Annotated in this window: 16 protein-coding genes; 3 read left to right on the forward strand and 13 right to left on the reverse strand. The window is 68.9% G+C overall.

Going from position 1 to position 17,022, the window contains the following annotated elements; translation table 11 throughout:
* Positions 1–24: 24 nt before the first annotated feature.
* From AC1RAD_RS09920 to AC1RAD_RS09965, 10 genes are all read right to left on the reverse strand, one after another.
* Positions 25–621 carry a malonic semialdehyde reductase gene (locus AC1RAD_RS09920; RefSeq protein WP_159271674.1) on the reverse strand — a complete coding sequence of 199 codons (597 nt, stop codon included), beginning with the start codon at positions 619–621 and terminating at the stop codon, positions 25–27.
* Between the two features lie 16 nt (positions 622–637).
* Positions 638–1,927 (reverse strand): O-acetylhomoserine aminocarboxypropyltransferase/cysteine synthase family protein, encoded by a 1,290-nt coding sequence (locus AC1RAD_RS09925; RefSeq protein ID WP_492734673.1) that lies wholly within the window; start codon positions 1,925–1,927, stop codon positions 638–640.
* Positions 1,928–1,963: 36 nt separating this feature from the next.
* Entirely contained in the window at positions 1,964–2,794 is an 831-nt protein-coding gene (locus AC1RAD_RS09930; protein ID WP_095745458.1) for an ATP-binding cassette domain-containing protein, read from the reverse strand.
* Between the two features lie 4 nt (positions 2,795–2,798).
* Positions 2,799–3,758 carry an aliphatic sulfonate ABC transporter substrate-binding protein gene (locus tag AC1RAD_RS09935; protein ID WP_492734674.1) on the reverse strand — a complete coding sequence of 320 codons (960 nt, stop codon included), beginning with the start codon at positions 3,756–3,758 and terminating at the stop codon, positions 2,799–2,801.
* Between the two features lie 11 nt (positions 3,759–3,769).
* Complete coding sequence (ssuC, locus tag AC1RAD_RS09940) at positions 3,770–4,630, reverse strand: aliphatic sulfonate ABC transporter permease SsuC (protein WP_307692930.1); 861 nt, start codon at positions 4,628–4,630, stop codon at positions 3,770–3,772.
* Between the two features lie 8 nt (positions 4,631–4,638).
* Complete coding sequence (gene ssuD, locus AC1RAD_RS09945) at positions 4,639–5,808, reverse strand: FMNH2-dependent alkanesulfonate monooxygenase (protein ID WP_070060840.1); 1,170 nt, start codon at positions 5,806–5,808, stop codon at positions 4,639–4,641.
* Between the two features lie 149 nt (positions 5,809–5,957).
* Positions 5,958–6,917 (reverse strand): sulfonate ABC transporter substrate-binding protein, encoded by a 960-nt coding sequence (locus AC1RAD_RS09950; protein ID WP_492734675.1) that lies wholly within the window; start codon positions 6,915–6,917, stop codon positions 5,958–5,960.
* A gap of 23 nt (positions 6,918–6,940) precedes the next feature.
* The gene (locus AC1RAD_RS09955; protein WP_492734676.1) at positions 6,941–7,978 is read right to left on the reverse strand and encodes a sulfonate ABC transporter substrate-binding protein; all 1,038 of its coding nucleotides are present in this window, start codon (positions 7,976–7,978) and stop codon (positions 6,941–6,943) included.
* A gap of 122 nt (positions 7,979–8,100) precedes the next feature.
* A complete protein-coding gene (ssuE, locus tag AC1RAD_RS09960; RefSeq protein ID WP_070060842.1) occupies positions 8,101–8,685 on the reverse strand; it encodes an NADPH-dependent FMN reductase in 585 nt (194 codons plus the stop codon).
* Between the two features lie 129 nt (positions 8,686–8,814).
* A complete protein-coding gene (locus tag AC1RAD_RS09965) occupies positions 8,815–9,864 on the reverse strand; it encodes a sulfate ABC transporter substrate-binding protein (RefSeq protein ID WP_095948675.1) in 1,050 nt (349 codons plus the stop codon).
* A gap of 138 nt (positions 9,865–10,002) precedes the next feature.
* Here AC1RAD_RS09965 and AC1RAD_RS09970 point away from each other — a divergent pair, with 138 nt between their 5' ends.
* The 3 genes from AC1RAD_RS09970 to AC1RAD_RS09980 are packed head-to-tail and all read left to right on the forward strand — an operon-like array spanning position 10,003 to position 13,066.
* Positions 10,003–10,278, forward strand: a complete 276-nt coding sequence (locus tag AC1RAD_RS09970) for an oxidative damage protection protein (RefSeq protein WP_013541095.1) — start codon at positions 10,003–10,005, stop codon at positions 10,276–10,278.
* A 7-nt stretch (positions 10,279–10,285) separates the two neighbouring features.
* The gene (gene mnmC1 / locus AC1RAD_RS09975; RefSeq protein WP_492734677.1) at positions 10,286–12,094 is read left to right on the forward strand and encodes an FAD-dependent 5-carboxymethylaminomethyl-2-thiouridine(34) oxidoreductase MnmC1; all 1,809 of its coding nucleotides are present in this window, start codon (positions 10,286–10,288) and stop codon (positions 12,092–12,094) included.
* Between the two features lie 60 nt (positions 12,095–12,154).
* A complete protein-coding gene (locus tag AC1RAD_RS09980; RefSeq protein WP_223301327.1) occupies positions 12,155–13,066 on the forward strand; it encodes a transglutaminase family protein in 912 nt (303 codons plus the stop codon).
* Between the two features lie 30 nt (positions 13,067–13,096).
* Here the strand turns inward: AC1RAD_RS09980 and AC1RAD_RS09985 are convergent, their stop codons facing one another.
* The 3 genes from AC1RAD_RS09985 to AC1RAD_RS09995 form a co-directional block, all read right to left on the reverse strand.
* Positions 13,097–14,320, reverse strand: coding sequence for a glycerophosphodiester phosphodiesterase (locus tag AC1RAD_RS09985; RefSeq protein ID WP_492734678.1), 1,224 nt, complete (start codon positions 14,318–14,320; stop codon positions 13,097–13,099).
* A gap of 156 nt (positions 14,321–14,476) precedes the next feature.
* Complete coding sequence (locus tag AC1RAD_RS09990) at positions 14,477–15,400, reverse strand: crotonase/enoyl-CoA hydratase family protein (protein ID WP_492734679.1); 924 nt, start codon at positions 15,398–15,400, stop codon at positions 14,477–14,479.
* 100 nt (positions 15,401–15,500) lie between these two features.
* Positions 15,501–16,976 carry a sensor histidine kinase gene (locus AC1RAD_RS09995; RefSeq protein WP_492735226.1) on the reverse strand — a complete coding sequence of 492 codons (1,476 nt, stop codon included), beginning with the start codon at positions 16,974–16,976 and terminating at the stop codon, positions 15,501–15,503.
* Positions 16,977–17,022 lie beyond the last annotated feature (46 nt).

Raw genomic sequence — 17,022 nt, forward strand, 5'->3', positions numbered from 1 at the left:
GTTGTGAGTGAAAACGGCCGGCGGTCAGACGATCTCGGCCACGTCGTCGAACGCCAGCCGGGGCCCTCGTTCGAAGGTGCCGGCGTGGTCGGCCACGCCGAGGTTGACGAGGAAGTTCGCGCGATAGCGGCCGTCGGGGAAGAAGGCCTTGTCGACGAGGTCGGCGTTGAAGCCCGACTGCGGTCCCGCGTCGAGCCCGAGCGCGCGCGCCGCCAGGATCAGGTAGGCGCCCTGCAGGCTGCTGTTGCGGAAGGCCGTGGCCTGCGCGGCGTCAGCGCTCTTCTCGAAGAAGGGCTTGGCGTCGTAGGCCGGGAACTGCGTGGGCAGGTGCTCGTAGAAGCGCGTGTCGTGCGCCACGATCACCGTCACGCCGGCCTGCAGCGTCTGCGCGGTGTTGCCCGACGACACGGCCGGCTTCAGTTTGGCCTTGGCCTCCTCGCTGCGCACGAACACGTAGCGCGCAGGCTGGGCGTTGTAGGCGGTCGGGCCCCACTTCACGAGGTCATAGAGCTGGTGGATCAGCGCGTCGGTCACGGGCACCGGCTTGAAGGCATGCACGGTGCGCGCCTTGCGGAACAGCTGGTCCAGCGCGGCGTCGGGGATGGCTTGCAGTGTGGTCATGACTTGGAACGCTGTCTCAGTTCGATGCGGCGGCCAGCGCCTGGTCGAGGTCGGCAATCAGGTCGTCGATGTGCTCGATGCCCACCGACAAACGCACCGTGTCTTCCGTGACGCCGGCCCGGGCCAGCTCTTCGGGCGACAGCTGCCGGTGCGTGGTCGATGCGGGGTGCGTGGCCAGCGAGCGCACGTCGCCAATGTTCACGAGCCGCGTGAAGAGCTTCAGCGCATCGAGGAACTTCGCCCCGCCCTCGCGACCCGCGCCGATGCCGAAGGTCAGCACGCCGCTGGACTTGCCGCCGAAGTACTTCTTCGCCAACGGGTAGTCGGCATGGTCTTCGAGCGCGGCGTAGTTCACCCAGTTGACGGCCTTGCTCTGCTTCAGGTGCTGCGCCACCGCCAGCGCGTTGCTGCTGATGCGGTCCATGCGCAGCGCCAGCGTCTCGATGCCCTGCAGGATCAGGAAGGCGTTGAACGGCGAAATGGCCGCGCCCGTGTTGCGCAGCGGCACCACGCGCGCACGGCCGATGTAGGCGGCCGGGCCCAGCGCCTCGGTGTAGACCACGCCGTGGTAGCTCACGTCGGGCTCGTTCAGGCGCTTGAAGCGCTGCTTGTGCTCGGCCCACGGGAACTTGCCCGAATCGACAATCGCGCCGCCGATGCTGGTGCCGTGGCCGCCCAGGTACTTGGTGAGCGAGTGCACCACGATGTCGGCGCCGTGCTCGATGGGCCGGCTCAGGTACGGCGAAGGCACGGTGTTGTCGACGATCAGTGGCACGCCGTGGCGGTGCGCAATGTCGGCGATGGCCGCGATGTCGGTCACGTTGCCCGCCGGGTTGCCCAGCGACTCGACGAACACCGCCTTGGTGCGCTCGTCGAACAGCTTCTCGAAACTGCTCGGATCGCGATGGTCCGCGAAGCGCGTCGTGATGCCGAACTGCGGCAGCGTGTGGGCGAACAGGTTGTAGGTGCCGCCGTACAGCGCGGTGCTGCTGATGATGTTGTCACCAGCCTCGGCGATGGTCTGGATCGCATAGGTCACGGCCGCCTGGCCCGAGGCCAGCGCCAGCGCGGCGATGCCGCCTTCGAGCGCGGCCACGCGCTGCTCCAGCACGTCCTGCGTCGGGTTGTTGATGCGGGTGTAGATGTTGCCCGGCACCTTCAGGTCGAACAGGTCCGCGCCGTGCTGCGCGCTGTCGAAGGCGTAGGCCACGGTCTGGTAGATCGGCGGCGCGACCGCGCGGGTGGTCGGGTCGGGCGAGTAGCCGGCGTGGACCGACAGGGTTTCGAATTTCCAGTTCTGCGACATGCGACTGCCTTTCAAAGGGGGAATGAATGAAACGACTCAGATCGCCCAGCGCAGGGCGTGGGCCTGGGGCGTGAGCCAGCTGGCATCGGTGCTTTCCACATCGGTCTCTTCGGACTTCTGCAGCACCCGGTCGAGGATTCGTTTTTCGATCGCGGCAAAGGCCGGGTCGCCCTGCGAGCGCGGACGCGCCAGCGCGATGTTCTCGTCGAGCGCGATGCGGCCGTCCTCGATGAGGATCACGCGGTCGGCCAGCGCCACGGCTTCCTGCACGTCGTGCGTCACCAGCAGCGCGGTGAAGCGGTGGCGCTGCCACAGGTTCTCGATGAGGCGGTGCATCTCGATGCGCGTGAGCGCGTCGAGCGCGCCCAGCGGCTCGTCGAGCAGCAGCAGGCGTGGGTGGTGCACCAGCGCACGCGCCAGGGCCACGCGCTGGCGCTGCCCGCCCGACAGGCGCGCCGGCCATTCGTTCTCGCGGTCGGCCAGGCCGACCTGCGCCAGCACTTCCTTGCCGCGCGCCTTGGCATCGTTGGGCAGGCCCAGCGTCACGTTGTCGAGCACGCGGCGCCAGGGCAGCAGACGCGCCTCCTGGAACATGATGCGCGTGTCGTCGTGCAGGCCGCTCACGGCCTTGCCGTCGGTGTAGAGGCCGCCGGACGTGGCTTCCTCGAGGCCCGCGATGAGCCGCAGCAGCGTGCTCTTGCCGCAGCCGCTGCGCCCGACGATGGCGATGAACTGGCCCGGCTCGATGGTCAGCTGCGTGTTGCGCAGCACCTCGCGCGCGCCATAACGCTTGTGCAGGCCGCGCGCCTCGAGGCGCACGCCGCCGGCAATGGCTTGGGGTTGGATGTCTTTCAGAACGGCACTCATGAATTCAGGCCCCGGGGTTGAACAGCGCCACATTCAGCGCATCGATTTTTCTGGGCAGCAGCTTCTCGGCGAAGAAGGCATCGGCGATGCGCTGCTGTTCGGCCAGCCCGCCGGCCACCACCGGCCGCACCGCGTAGCTGCGGCGGCTGTTGGCCTGCTCGATGGTCGGGGCGTCGAGCCCCCACACCGGCGCGAGCAGGGCCGCGGCCTCCTTCGGGTGCTGCTTGACCCACTTGCCGGTCTTCTCCAGCTCGGCGTAGACCACGCGCAGCACGTCGGGCCGCGCCTTCGCGAACTTGGTGCTCGCCAGGTAGTAGCGCTGGTACGACGCGATGCCCGCGCCGTCGGCCAGGATGCGCACCTTTGACTGGCGCTGGGCGGCGGCCAGGAACGGGTCCCACACCACCCACGCGTCGATGGCGCCGCGCTCGAAGGCGGCGCGGCCGTCGGCCGGTGTGAGGTAGGCGGGCTCGATGTCCTTGAACGACAGGCCGGCCTTTTCGAGCGCGGCGATCAGCAGGTAGTGCGCGCCGGCCGCCTTCGCGAAACCGACCTTCCTGCCCTTGAGATCGGCCACGGTCTTGAGCGGCGAGTCGTCGCGCACGACGATGGCCTGCGCGGCGGGCGATGGCGCTTCCTGCGCCAGGAAGGTCAGGTCCGCACCGGCCGCTTGTGCGAACACGGGCACGGTGTCGGCCACGTCGGCGCTGATGTCCAGGTTGTCGAGGTTCAGCGCCTCGAGCAATGGCAGGCCGCTGGTGAACTCGTGCCAGCTCAGCGAAACGTTGAGCGGCGCGAGCTGCTTCTCGAGCGTGCCCTGCACCTTCAGCAGTGCGATCAGCGTGGACGACTTCTGGTAGCCGAAGCGCACCGTGGCGGGCCGTTGTTGCTGTGCCAGCACGGCACCTGCGCTCAGCGCACCCAACATCGCAATGACGGTACGGCGATTGATGATTTGGTTCATGTGCCCTGCCCTCACTTCGCCGGCTTCTTCTGGTAGCCGGGGTGCCAGCGCAGCCACCATTGCTCCAGGCCGCGTGCGAACAGGTCGGCCAGCTTGCCGAGCAGCGCGTACAGCAGGATGCCCACCAGCACGATGTCGGTCTGCAGGAACTCGCGGGCGTTCATCGTGAGGTAGCCGATGCCGGCCTGCGCCGAGATGGTCTCGGCCACGATGAGGATCACCCACATCAGGCCCAGCGAGAAACGCAGCCCCACGAGGATCGACGACAGCGCGCCCGGCAGGATCACCTCGCGGTACAGCTGCCAGCGCGACAGGCCGTAGGTGCGCCCCATCTCGATGAGCTGCGGGTCGACGTTGCGGATGCCGTGGAAGGTGTTCAGGTAGATCGGGAAGAACACCGACACCGAGATCAAAAACAGCTTGGCCGACTCGTCGATGCCGAACCACAGGATCACCAGCGGAATGAGCGCCAATGCCGGGATGTTGCGCACCATCTGGATGGTGGAGTCGAGCAGCGTCTCGAAGAACTTCACCGAGCCCGTGAGCAGGCCCAGCGCCAGCCCTGCGCCGCCGCCAATGGCGAGGCCCGCGAGCGCGCGGCCCGCGCTCACCTTCACGTGCGTCCAGAGCTCACCGGACACGGTGAGCGACCACGCGGCCTTGACCACGTCCAGCGGTGCCGGCAGCACGCGCGTCGAGAGCCAGCCCAGCGACGAGGCGATCTGCCAGACGACGATCAGCCCCACCGGCACCAGCCACGGGATGAGCCGCTTCGCGACGTTGAGGCCGAAGCCCCGCAGCGCACTGCCTGTGTCCCCTGAGGTGTTCGATGCCGGCGCCACTGCCGGCAGTTCCTGTACTTGTTCGGTCATGCGAGTCCTCAGCTTTGGGAGACGAGTCGGGAAGGCGCGTCGAGGTTGGCGACGACCTCGCCGAAGGGGCCGCTCAGCGAGCCGCCTGCGAGCTGTGTCTTTGCCTTGCGCGAGAGCAGCGGGAACACCAGCTCGGCAAAGCGGTAGGCCTCTTCGAGGTGCGGGTAGCCCGAGAAGATGAACTTGTCGATGCCCAGTGCCGCGTACTCCTCGATGCGCGCTGCCACGGTCTTGGCGTCGCCGACCAGCGCCGTGCCCGCACCGCCGCGCACCAGGCCCACGCCCGCCCAGAGGTTGGGCGCGATCTCCAGGTCGGCGCGCCCACGCTTGGCGCCGCCGGCATGCAGCGCGGCCATGCGGCGCTGGCCTTCGGAATCCATGCGCGCGAAGGCGGCCTGGGCACGTGCAACGGTTTCGTCGTCGACGCGGCTGATGAGTTCTTCGGCGGCCTTCCAGGCGGCGTCTTCGGTCTCGCGCACGATCACGTGCAGGCGGATGCCGAATTGCACGCTGCGGCCCTGGCGTTCGGCGCGGGCGCGCACGTCGGCGATCTTCTTTGACACTTCCGCGGGCGGCTCGCCCCAGGTCAGGTAGGCATCGACCTGTTCGGCGGCCAGGTCGTGCGCCGCCGCAGAAGAGCCGCCGAACCACACGGGCGGATAGGGCTTCTGTACCGGCGGAAACAGCAGCCGCGCGCCCTTCACGCTCAGGTGCTTGCCTTCGTAGTCGTAGGTGCCGGTCTCGTGGCTGCGCGCGATGATCTCGCGCCAGATGCGGATGAACTCGGCCGACTGCTCGTAGCGCGCCGCATGGTCGAGGTACACGCCGTCGCCTTCCAGCTCGGCCTGGTCGCCGCCGGTGACGAGGTTCACGAGCAGGCGCCCGCCCGAGAGCCGGTCGAAGGTCGCAGCCATGCGCGCGGCCAGGCTGGGCTGGTGCAGGCCCGGGCGCACCGCCACCAGAAACTTGAGCTTCTTCGTCGCGCCGATCAGGCTGGACGCGATCACCCACGGGTCTTCGCAGGAGCGGCCGGTGGGAATCAGCACGCCTTCATAGCCGAGGTGGTCGGCCGCGCCGGCGATCTGCTGCAGGTACGGCAGGTCGACGGCGCGGGCGCCTTCGCTCGTGCCGAGGTAACGGCTGTCGCCGTGCGTGGGGAGGAACCAGAAGATCTGCATCGGAAACTCTCGATCGTTCGTTGGCTTGCCCGTTCAGACGGCAAGCAGGAAAGGAAGGCGGCGCGCCGCGGACACGACACCCCAGGCGCGCGCCGTGATGGCCAGCACGTGGCCGGCGCGTTCGTGCAGCGCAGTCGACACGGCGGCCATCACGCGATCCCCGCGCCGGCGGCTTCGAGCACGTTGATCTTTTTGGGAATCAGCTTGAGCGCGAAGAAGGTGTCGGCGATCTGCTGCTGCTCGGCCAGGATGGCCTTGGTGATCGGTCCTGTGCCGTAGGCGGTGCGGCCTTGCGACAGGTCGGCCACGGCCTTGGGCAGGCCCCAGATGGCCGACAGCTCGGTCGCCAGTTCGTTGCGGTGGGCGGCGCCCCACTGGTCGATCTTGTTGACCTCTTCGATCGCAACGGCCAGCACGTCGGCGTTCTTCGCCACGTAGTCGAGCGACGAGAAGTAGTAGGCGCGGTTGCCGACCACGCCCACGGCGTCGGCCAGGATGCGTGCGTCGAGCGACTGCTGCGCGGCGGCCAGGAACGGGTCCCAGATCACCCAGGCGTCGACCGAGCCCTTTTCGAAGGCGGCGCGCGCATCGGCCGGCGGCAGGTAGACCAGGTTCAGGTCGCTGTACGCCAGGCCGTGCTTCTCGAACAGCTTGACGATGAAGTAGTGGACGTTCGAGCCCTTGTTGAGCGCGATCTTCTTGCCCTTGAGGTCGGCCACGGTCTGGATGGCTGAGCCGTTGGGCACCAGCACCGCCTCGGTCTTCGGGCGCGGCACCGTGGCGCCCACGTAGGCCAGCGGCGCGCCGGCGGCCTGCGCGAAGATGGGCGGCGCTTCGCCCACGTCGCCGAAGTCGATCGAGCCGACGTTCAGCGCCTCGAGCTGCACCGGGCCGGCCGTGAACTCGGTCCACTTCACGGTGGCGCCCAGCGGTGCGAGCCGCTTCTCGAGCGTGCCGCGGGCCTTGAGCACGCTCAGGTAGCCCTTCTGGTGGCCGATGCGCAACTGACGCGCGGGGCTCTGCGCCAGCGCGGCGAACGACGATGGCAGCGCGAGGGCGGCGGCCGCGCCCTGGAGCAGGCGGCGTCGGGGAATGGCAATGCGGGTCATGGAATGGGGTCCTTCGAATCTGTTCAGGGCTGGGCCGTGACGACCGCGTCGCTGACCTTGATGGGCTTGGGAATGAGCTTCAGCGCGTAGAAGGTGTCGGCGATCTGCTGCTGGTCGGCCGCGACGGCGGCGGTGATCGGCTTCACGTTGAACTCGTAGCGGCGCAGCGCCAGCTCGACCACGTCCACCGGCAGGCCCTGCAGCGGCGCGATCAGCTCGGCGGCCTGGCGCAGGTTCTTCTTGAGCCAGATGCCCTGCTCGACCGAGTCGGCGAACAGCGCATCGATCACCTGCTGGTGCTTCTTCACGAAGCCGCGCTCGCCCAGGTAGTACTGGTAGTTGTTGACCACGTCCGGCGCGCCATCGGCCAGCACGCGGGCGCCGGTGGCTTTCTCGGCGGCGGCCTGGAACGGGTCCCAGATCACCCAGGCGTCGACGTTCTTGCTCTCGAAGGCGGCGCGGCCGTCGGCGGGTGCGAGGTACACGGGCTGGATGTCGGACAGCTTCAGGCCGTTCTTCTCCAGCTGCTTCACGAGCAGGTAGTGCACGTTGCTGCCCTTGTTGAGCGCGACCTTCTTGCCCTTGAGGTCAGCCACGGAGCGGATGGGCGAATCCTTGGTGACCAGGATGGCCTCGGCGCGCGGCGCGGCCGGGTCGTAGCCGAAGTAGACGAACTTCGCCCCCGCGGCCTGCGCGAAGATGGGCGGCGCCTCGCCGACATAGCCCACGTCGACCGCGCCCACGTTCAGCCCTTCGAGCAGCTGCGGGCCGGCCGGGAACTCGACCCACTTCACGCCGAAGCCCAGCGGCGACAGCTTCTTCTCGAGCGTGCCCTGCGCTTTCTGCAGAACGAACAGGCTGGCCGACTTCTGGTAACCGATGCGCAGCTCACCCTTGGCCTTCGTCTGCGTCTGGGCGTGTGCCGAAGCGGCGGAGATGAAGCTCACGATGAGCGCGATGGCGGTGACGACGATGGCGCTGATGGCCAGGTCGCGCAGCGCCTGCCAGAAGGAGCGCGGCGCGACTTCGAACACGGAGTCTTCGGGAGCGACGGGGTTCATGCGGAATTCCTTGGTGCAAAAACGTGAGGCAAAGCGATCCCCCGACCGCGCGCAGGCGGCTTCGAAAAACGGGGAACGGAAAGAGGTCTGGCCGGGGCCGGGTTCAGCGGGGAACCCGGTCGTCAGACGCTACATCGCACACGGGAGAAAGGAACCGGCTCGAAGCCATGGGTCGCCGGCAACTTGAGGCCTTCGGTCGCGAGCACCTCGACGGCCTCGTTCAGTCGCTCCGCCAGGTCGTGGTGCACCTGGTAGGCGTTCTCGGGCGTCAGCGCGATCTGCGAATCGCTCGCGTAGACGCCCGGCAGGATGTGGCGCGCCGACAGCGACTGCAGCACGGGGCGCAGTGCGTAGTCGAGCGCAAGCATGTGGTGCGGGCTGCCGCCGGTGGCCAGCGGCAGCACCGTCTTGCCCTTGAGCGCGTTCTGCGAGAGCAGGTCGAGAAAGACCTTCAGCACGCCGCTGTAGGCCGCCTTGTAGACCGGCGTGGCCACCACGATCACACGGGCCGCGGCCACCTGGGCAATGGCTCGCTCGATGGCCGGATGCGCCCACTCGGCCAGCAGCAGCGCCTGCGCCGGCAGGTCGCGGATCGCGAGCCGCTCGATGCGCGCATGGCGTTGGGCCAGCCGCTCGCCCACCGCGTCGAGCAAGGCGGTGGAGCGGGACGGGGCCGAGGGGCTGCCGGCAATCAGGAGAACGGACACAGGAAACCTTGGTTCGATGAAAAGGAGCGCTAACGCGTGGGGGCCGCCGCGCACGGCCGCCCGAAGCGGCCGGCCCGCCCCCGGCAGGGGGGTGGGCGAAGCGACACGAAGTGCGCGCAGCCTGGGGGGTTACTTTTGTTTCGGCGCGTAGATCTGGTCGAAGGAGCCGCCGTCGGCGAAATGCTCCTTGTCGGCCTTCGCCCAGCCACCGAAGGCCTGGTCGATGGTCACCAGCGTCAGCTTGGGGAACTGCTTGTCGTACTTGGCCTTGGCCTTGTCAGACGTCGGGCGGTAGAAGTTGCGGCCGGCGATATCCTGGCCTTCATCGGAGTACAGGTACTTCAGGTACTCCTCGGCCACGGCGCGCGTGCCCTTCTTGTCGACCACCTTGTCGACCACCGCCACGCTGGGCTCGGCCAGGATGGAGATGGACGGCACGACGATCTCGAACTTCTCGGGGCCGAATTCCTTCAGCGCCAGGAAGGCTTCGTTTTCCCAGGCCAGCAGCACATCGCCCACGCCGCGCTGCACGAAGGTGATGGTCGAGCCGCGCGCACCGGTGTCGAGCACGGGCACGTTCTTGTACAGGTTGCCGACGAATTCCTTGGCCTTCGCTTCACCGCCGTACTTGCGCTTGGCGAATTCCCAGGCGGCCAGGTAGTTCCAGCGGGCGCCGCCCGAGGTCTTGGGGTTGGGTGTGATCACCTGCACGCCGGGCTTGACCAGGTCGTCCCAGTCCTTCAGGCCCTTGGGGTTGCCCTTCTTGACCAGGAACACGATGGTCGAGGTGTAGGGGGCGGAGTTGTGCGGCAGGCGCTTTTGCCAGTCGGCCTTGACGAGGCCGCCATGCGTGGCCAGGGCGTCGATGTCGCCGCCCAGCGCCAGCGTGGCCACGTCGGAATCGATGCCGTCGATGATCGAGCGCGCCTGCTTGCCCGAGCCGCCGTGCGACTGCTTGACGCTCACGTCCTGGCCGGTCTTGGCCTTCCAGTACTTGGCGAAGGCCTGGTTGTAGTCCACGTACAGCTCGCGGGTCGGGTCGTACGACACGTTCAGCAGCGTCACGGGGCCCTTGGCACCCGCCGCACCCTGCGAAAACGACGGCAATGCCGACAGGGCCAAGGCACCGGCCACGCCGGCACCCAGGGAAAGCTTGATAAAGTCGCGGCGAAGGCTCATGGTGTCTTGCTCTTAAAAAGGCATATCAATGAAGCCACGTATTCTGAATACGACATATAGGAACTGGAACGACCAAGTTTTCAGTTCTTAATAGCCAAATCAACTAAGCAACCGCTTTCCCCCACAAGAGGCAATCAAATGGCACGCATGGTTCAGTGCATCAAGCTCGGCAAAGAGGCCGAAGGACTCGACTTTCCGCCGTACCCCGGCGACCTGGGCAAGCGCCTGTGGGAAAACGTCAGCAAGGAAGCCTGGGCCGCCTGGCTCAAGCAACAGACCATGCTGGTCAATGAAAACCGGCTGAACCTGGCCGACCTGCGCGCCCGCCAGTACCTGGCCCGCCAGATGGAAAAGCACTTCTTCGGCGAAGGCGCCGACGTGGCGCAAGGCTACGTTCCCCCTCCTGCGGCCTGAGTCCGGCGTGGCCGCCGACGGCACCCCGCTCGGCGCGCGCTCCGGCGACACCCCTCCCCTCGACAACGACACACCGGCGCTTTCGCGCCGTGTGTTTTTGGACGGCTGCGGCCTGCCCGCCGCCTGGTCCGGGCGCCCGCAATGGCGGATTCTCGAAACCGGCTTCGGGCCGGGCCTTCATTTCCTGACAACCTGGCAGGCCTGGCGCGCCGACCCGCACCGGCCGCGCCTGCTGCACTACGTCGCGGTCGACGCCCATCCGGCACCGGCCGGCGATCTGCTGCGCGCCGCTGAGACCGATCCGGCCCTGGCGCCGCTCGCTGCGGAACTGGCCGACCAATGGACCGGGCTGCTGCCAGGCTTCCACCGGCTGGCCTTCGACGACGGCCGCGTGCTGCTCACGCTGTGCGTGGGCGAGTTGCAGCCGATGCTGCGCGCGCAACGCTTCGAGGCCGACAGCCTCTTCCTCGACGGTTTCGGCCCGGCGATGGCCTCGCCCGACACGCTCAAGGCGGTGTCGCGCTTCGCCCGCCAGGGCACCGGCCTCGCGGCCCGCACCGACGACGACGGGGTGCGCCATGCGCTGGCGCAGAACGGATTCCAGCTCGACCTGGGCCCCGGCAGCCTGCGCGGCGTGTTCGCGCCCGCCTGGACCGTCCGGCGCCGCCAGCCGGTGCGCGAAGGCGTCGACGCGCCGGGCCATTGCGCGGTGATCGGCGCCGGGCTCGCGGGTGCTGCGGTCGCGGCCAGCCTCGCGCGGCGCGGTTGGCGGGTCACGGTGCTCGACGCGGCCGACACGCCAGCCTCGGGCGCGTCAGGCCTGCCGGTCGGGCTGCTAGCACCGCATGTGTCGTCCGACGACGCCTTGCTGTCCCGGCTCACGCGCGCCGGCATCCGCGCCACCTGGGCCGAACTGACGCAACGGCTTGAGAAGGGCCGCGACTGGGGCGCTCACGGCTCGCTCGAACGCCGACCCGATGGCGACGTGCGCGTGCCGCCCGACTGGAGCGCGCAAGGCCCGAACGAATCCTGGCCCGCACAGCCCGACCGGCTCGCGGCAGCCGGCCTGCCGCCCGACACGCCGGCGCTCTGGCATGCGCGCGCGGCTTGGGTGCGGCCGCACCGCCTGATCTCCGCGTGGCTGAGCCAACCGGGCGTCGAATTCCGCGGCAACTGCCACGTCGCGCGCCTCGCACGCACGGACTACGGCTGGCAACTGCTCGACGATGCCGGCGCCTTGCTCGCCGAAGCCGACCGCGTCGTCGTGGCCGCGGGCTTCGCATCGCACCGCTTCGCACCCGATCTGCCGCTGCAACCCGTGCGCGGCCAAGTCGCCTGGGGCCGCGCGGACCCCACCGCCCTGCCCGTCACCCCCATCAACGGCGACGGCCACCTGATCGCCGGCGTGCCCGACGGCCAGGCACCGCAGCCGCTGTGGCTGATCGGCGCCACCTTCGACCGCGACAGCACCGACCTCACCCCCACCGACGCCGACCGCCTCGCCAACCGCGAACGGCTCGCGCGCCTGCACCCGGGCGCAGCCACCGCGCTCGCGCCCGCCTTCGAACGCGAAGACGTGCATGCCTGGGTCGGCGTGCGCTGCGCCTCGGGCGACCGCCGGCCGCTGGTCGGCCCGCTGGCCCCGGGCGCCGACGAGGGCCTGTGGGCCTGCACCGCGCTGGGCTCGCGCGGCCTGAGCTTTGCCACGCTGTGCGCCGAGCTGCTGGCGGCGCAGTGGCATGGCGAGCCGCTGCCCTTGCCCGCGACGCTCGCCAAGGCGCTGGGCACGCAGCGGCTCTGGCCCGGATCGGACTGAATCGGCGCGTTCTGGCTTTCCCGTCACCCGAGGTCACGCGCGCACCGCACAATGCGCGCCATGGCCATCCAGTACGACATCACCCACACCACCGTCTACCGCTACAACAAGCCGGTGACCTTCGGCTTGCACCGCGTGATGTTCCGTCCGCGCGACAGCCACGATCTGCGGGTGCTCGCCACCGACCTGCAGGTGAGCCCGCAGGCCCTCACGCGGCTGATCCAGGACCCGTACTCGAACTCCGTCGCGCTGGTGCAGCCACTGGGCGAGGCGACCGAGCTGCGCATCGTCTGCTCGTTCACCATCGAGCACGTGCCGCCGTCGCAGCGCGACCTGCTCACGCTCGACCCGTCGGCCGAATTCCTGCCCTTTGCCTATTCGGTGCAGGAACGCCTGGACCTAGAGCACTACCTGCGCCCGCACCACAACGACGACGCCAACGGCACGCTGATCCGCTGGGCGCACCAGTTCCTGCATACCGACCAGCCCAACAGCACGCGCGATGTGCTCACGCGCATGAACGCGCACATCGGCCAGAGCTTCGAATACAAGGCGCGCGACGAGGAAGGCACGCAGACGCCGCTGGAGACGCTCGCGCTGGGCAGCGGCAGCTGCCGCGACTACGCCCTGCTGATGATGGAAGCCACGCGCCGTCTCGGCATCGCGACGCGTTTTGTCTCGGGCTATCTCTACGACGCGTCGCTCGACAACGACGCCACCGGGCAGGCGCCCGGCGAATCGGTCACCGGCGCCGGCAGCACGCACGCCTGGCTGCAGGCCTACCTGCCCGGCGCGGGCTGGCTGGCCTTCGACCCCACCAACAACCTCATGGGCAGCGGCCAGCTGATCCGCGTGGGCGTGGCGCGCGACCCCGCGCTGGCGGCGCCCATCTCGGGCAGCTGGTACGGCGACGCCGAGGCCTACGAAGGCCTCGAGGCCACGGTGGTGGTGAAGCGCCGCAAGGGCGGCTGAGCGCCCTCTTCCTTTCCGGATTCGACTCGCTTATTTCGGCTGCGCCGCGCGGTACGCCTTCACCGCGGGCACGGCCGTGGCCGCGCTGTCGGCAAAGAAGCCGTCGATGCCCGCATCGAGGAACGCCTTGATCTCGCCGGCGGTGTCGCCGTACACGGTCGGGTCGGTCTTCGGCGCCTTCTTCAGGCTGTCGGGCAGGAAGTTGTTCTCGGGCCGCACCGTGAAGATGTGGACCAGCAGCTTCTTGTCGTGCGCGTCCTTCACGAGCGTGGTCGGCGCGCCGAGCTTGCCGTCGACCACCGGGATCACGCGCGCCTTGGCCGGGCCGATGCCGTTCGCGTAGGTTGCGATCTCGGCCAGGCCCTCGGGCTTCACGAGGTCGGCGTAGGTGCGCTTGTCGTTCAGCGCCACGAGGTCATACGGCGCGCCCTGTCCGTCGATGAGCTGGACGATCTTCACCGTGCTCTTCAGGCGGATGTCCTTCAGGTTGCCGGTTTCGAAGGACTGCACGAACACCGGCGCGTCGGCCTTGTCGAGGTCGTGCTTGTGCAGCGTCTCGAGCAGCTTCTTCTCGAGCGGCAGGCCGATCGAGCGGAAGTACCTCGGGTGCTTGGTCTCGGGGTAGATACCGATCACGCGGCCCTTGATGACCGACTGCGCCTTGGCGAGCTGAATCACTTCGTCGAGCGTGGGCACCTGGAACTCGTTGTCGAAGGACCGGTTGGCCGGGCGCAGCGCGGGGATGCGTTCGCGCGCCCTCAGCTCCTTGAGCTCGGCGAGCGTGAAGTCTTCGGTGAACCAGCCGATGACCTGGCGGCCGTCGATGACCTTGGTGGCCTTGCGGTCGGCGAACTTCGGCACTTCGGCCACGTTCGTCGTGGCTTCGAGCACCTTGCCCGCGGCATCGACGATGGCGATGGCGTTCTCGTGGCGCGCGACCAGCTCGCCGTCCTTGGTGGGCACGAGGTCGGGCTCGATGAAGTCGGCGCCGTCGTCGATGGCCTGCTGGTACGAGGCCAGCGTGTGCTCGGGCCGCAGCGCAGGCGCACCGCGGTGGCCGATGACGAGCACGGCGGCGGCCTCGGCAGGTGCGGGTGCGGGTGCCGGGGCCGGCGCAGGTGCTGGCGCCGGAGGCGAGACCGGCACGATGGGCCACATCGGCACGCCACCGCCGCCATTGCCGCCACCGCAGGCGGCCATGAAAGCACACGCACAGGCCGCGAGAGCCGTGCGCGAGAAATTGAACAACTGCATTGAAATCCTCCCCTTTTGTATCCATCGAAATGGATGCGCCATCTTTCCGCCGTCAACGTGACGGGCGGCAGGCGCGGCGGATCATCAAGGGGAGATATGTCTGTCGCGTGACATGCGGGCAGGCACGCTGTCACGCGACGTCACACGATCGCACGTTCAGCCGCGCGCAGCCAGCTTCGCTTCAAGCTCGGCGATGCGCGCCCTCGCCTCGTCGCCTTCAGGAATCGGCCGGCCGCTGTCGCGCCACTGCACCGCGCTCTTGAAGCCTTCGGCCTCGGCCTGGCGGCGGAACCACATGCCCTCGGGGTTGTGGCGCGTGATGCCGTCGAACACGGTGGCGAACATCTGGGTCTGCTCCAGCCCCATCGAGTGCCAGACCTGGTTGACGACCATCTTGTGCATCATGAGATGCGAACTCGGCACGCCCGCGATGCGCTGCGCGAGTGCCAGCGTGGCCTCGTCGAGCTGCGCTGCGGGCACCGCGAAATTGGCCAAGCCCCAGTCGGCCGCCTGTGTGCCGGTGATGGTGTCGCCGGTGAACATGAGCTGCTTGGCGCGCAATGCGCCGAGGCGGTAGGTCCACATCGCGGTGGTCGGGCAGCCCCACACGCGCGTGGGCATGTAACCGATGCGCGCGTCGTCGGCCATGGTGAGCAGGTCGCAGCACAGCGCGATGTCGGAGCCGCCGGCCACCGCGTAGCCGTGCACCTTGGCGATGGTCGGCTTGCGGCAGCGCCACAGCGACATGAAGTCTTCGGTGTTGCGCTTCATGGCGGCGTAGTCGAGCATCGGGTCCCACGGCGTTTTTTCCTGCCGGCAGGGATGGTCGGCCTGGCCTTCGCGGCCGTGGCCTTCGGCGTAGTCGCCCAGGTCGTAGCCGGCGCAGAAGGCGCGGCCGGCGCCTTCGACCACGATCACATGCACCTCGTCGTCGGCCTCGGCCCATTCGACCGCGCGGCGGATGTCCGTCGGCGTACTGTCGCCGATGGCGTTGAGCTTCTCGGGGCGGTTGAGCACGAGGCGTGCGATGCGCGGGCGCTGCGGGTCCTTGTCGATCAGGACGGTCTCGAAAGCGGGCATGGTCGGTGGTCTCCTTCTGTTCTTGGGGGGTGATGCCGCTTCACTTGTAGCATCGCCCGCCGCCCGCTGGCAAACCCTTCGACCGCCGGCTTCAACGCCTTCAGCGCGCGGTTGCGCCCCCAAGCCGGAACAGGAACACCGCGCCCTTGCCCGGCTGCGGCACGAGCCGGATGTCGCTGCCGTGCAGCTGCAGGATGCGCTGCACGATCATCAGCCCCAACCCGCCGCCGCGCGCACCGCCGTCGGCAAAGGCCGGCCGCGTGAACAGGCCCTTCTGCAGCTCGCCCGGAATGCCGGGGCCGGTGTCGCTCACCTGCACCGCCACGCCGGCGTCGGACGGGCGCAGACGCACCTCGATCTCGCCGCCGGCCGGCGTGTGGCGGATGGCGTTGTCCAGCAGGTTGGTCAGCACGCGCTCGATCATGCCGAGGTCGGCCGACACCACGGGCAGGTTCGGCGCGATGTCGGGCTTGAGCTGCTGGCGCCGCGCCTCGGCCGCGAGCTCGAACTTCTGGAACACGTCCTGCACGAGGTCGGCGAGCGCGAAGTTCTCTTTCTCGGGCTTGACCACGCCGTACTCGAGCCGCGCCAGCTCGAACACCTCCTGCGCGAGCCGGCCCACCTTGCGGCTCTGGCCGAGCGCGATCTCCAGGTAGCGGCGGCGCTCTTCCTCGCTGAGCGTGCCGGCCTTGAGCAGCAGCGTCTCGAGGTAGCCGTGCAGCGAGGTGAGCGGCGTGCGCAGGTCGTGCGAGATGTTGGCGAAGAGCTCGCGACGCTGGCGGTCCTGCAAGCTCAGTTCGCGCCACTGCTCGGCGATGCGGCGCGTCATCTGCGCAAAGGCCTGCTGCAGCTGCGCGATCTCGTCGTCGCCGTGGCGCGGCGGCGCGGGCATGGGCGCTTCGCGCTCCAGCGCCGCGATGCCCTCGGCCTCGAAGCGCCGCACCGCCGCCGTCAGCTCGCGCAGCGGCCGCGTGATGAGGCGGAACGCCACCAGCCCGGCGATGAGCCCCAGCAGCGCCACCAAGGCCATCGACCACAGCGTGGTGCGCAGCACGGTGTCGGCCGACAGGTTGGCGGCCAGCGCGTCGTGGTCTTCGCCCTGCAGCACCACGTACACATAGCCGGCATCGCGCCCGCCCATGCGCAGCGGCGCGGCGCTGAAGACCTTGGCACCGTCGGGGCTGCGCGGGTCGTCGCCCGCGATGGGCAGCCGCTCGCCGGCCAGCAACCGGCGGATGGGACCGAGCGCCACCTTGTCGCGCTTGAGGTGGCCGGGCGGCGCGGCCTGGGCCTCGATGCGGCCGTCGAGCCCCAGCACGTAGACCTCGACGCTGGGGTTGACGGTCATGAGCTTGTCGAACAGGTCTTTCACCGCCACCGGGTCGAGCCCGCCGGGCTTCATGAGCTCGGTGTTCTGCGCGATGTGGGCCGCGAGCCCCAGCGACAGGCGCTGCGTCACCTCCTGCGCGTGCTGCGCACCGGCGCGCATCTGCAGCCACGCCGAGGCGCCGCAGCAGGCCAGCAGCAGCACCGCGAACGCGATCGACAGGCGCCGCGACAGCGTGGCCCAGGCCATCGTCATTGAAGCACCCTTGGCGCTTCGCGCCTTCCCGCCAGGCGGG

The sequence above is a fragment of the Variovorax sp. GW823-FHT04B03 genome (assembly GCF_058796495.1).

Excerpts from the sequence above, each read along its gene's own strand:
- AC1RAD_RS09920 (WP_159271674.1), bottom strand. The coding sequence starts at position 621 with ATGACCACACTGCAAGCCATCCCCGACGCCGCGCTGGACCAGCTGTTC.
- AC1RAD_RS09925 (WP_492734673.1), bottom strand. The coding sequence starts at position 1,927 with ATGTCGCAGAACTGGAAATTCGAAACCCTGTCGGTCCACGCCGGCTAC.
- AC1RAD_RS09930 (WP_095745458.1), bottom strand. The coding sequence starts at position 2,794 with ATGAGTGCCGTTCTGAAAGACATCCAACCCCAAGCCATTGCCGGCGGC.
- AC1RAD_RS09935 (WP_492734674.1), bottom strand. The coding sequence starts at position 3,758 with ATGAACCAAATCATCAATCGCCGTACCGTCATTGCGATGTTGGGTGCG.
- ssuC (WP_307692930.1), bottom strand. The coding sequence starts at position 4,630 with ATGACCGAACAAGTACAGGAACTGCCGGCAGTGGCGCCGGCATCGAAC.
- ssuD (WP_070060840.1), bottom strand. The coding sequence starts at position 5,808 with ATGCAGATCTTCTGGTTCCTCCCCACGCACGGCGACAGCCGTTACCTC.
- AC1RAD_RS09950 (WP_492734675.1), bottom strand. The coding sequence starts at position 6,917 with ATGACCCGCATTGCCATTCCCCGACGCCGCCTGCTCCAGGGCGCGGCC.
- AC1RAD_RS09955 (WP_492734676.1), bottom strand. The coding sequence starts at position 7,978 with ATGAACCCCGTCGCTCCCGAAGACTCCGTGTTCGAAGTCGCGCCGCGC.
- AC1RAD_RS09965 (WP_095948675.1), bottom strand. The coding sequence starts at position 9,864 with ATGAGCCTTCGCCGCGACTTTATCAAGCTTTCCCTGGGTGCCGGCGTG.
- AC1RAD_RS09970 (WP_013541095.1), top strand. The coding sequence starts at position 10,003 with ATGGCACGCATGGTTCAGTGCATCAAGCTCGGCAAAGAGGCCGAAGGA.
- AC1RAD_RS09980 (WP_223301327.1), top strand. The coding sequence starts at position 12,155 with ATGGCCATCCAGTACGACATCACCCACACCACCGTCTACCGCTACAAC.
- AC1RAD_RS09985 (WP_492734678.1), bottom strand. The coding sequence starts at position 14,320 with ATGCAGTTGTTCAATTTCTCGCGCACGGCTCTCGCGGCCTGTGCGTGT.
- AC1RAD_RS09990 (WP_492734679.1), bottom strand. The coding sequence starts at position 15,400 with ATGCCCGCTTTCGAGACCGTCCTGATCGACAAGGACCCGCAGCGCCCG.
- AC1RAD_RS09995 (WP_492735226.1), bottom strand. The coding sequence starts at position 16,976 with ATGGCCTGGGCCACGCTGTCGCGGCGCCTGTCGATCGCGTTCGCGGTG.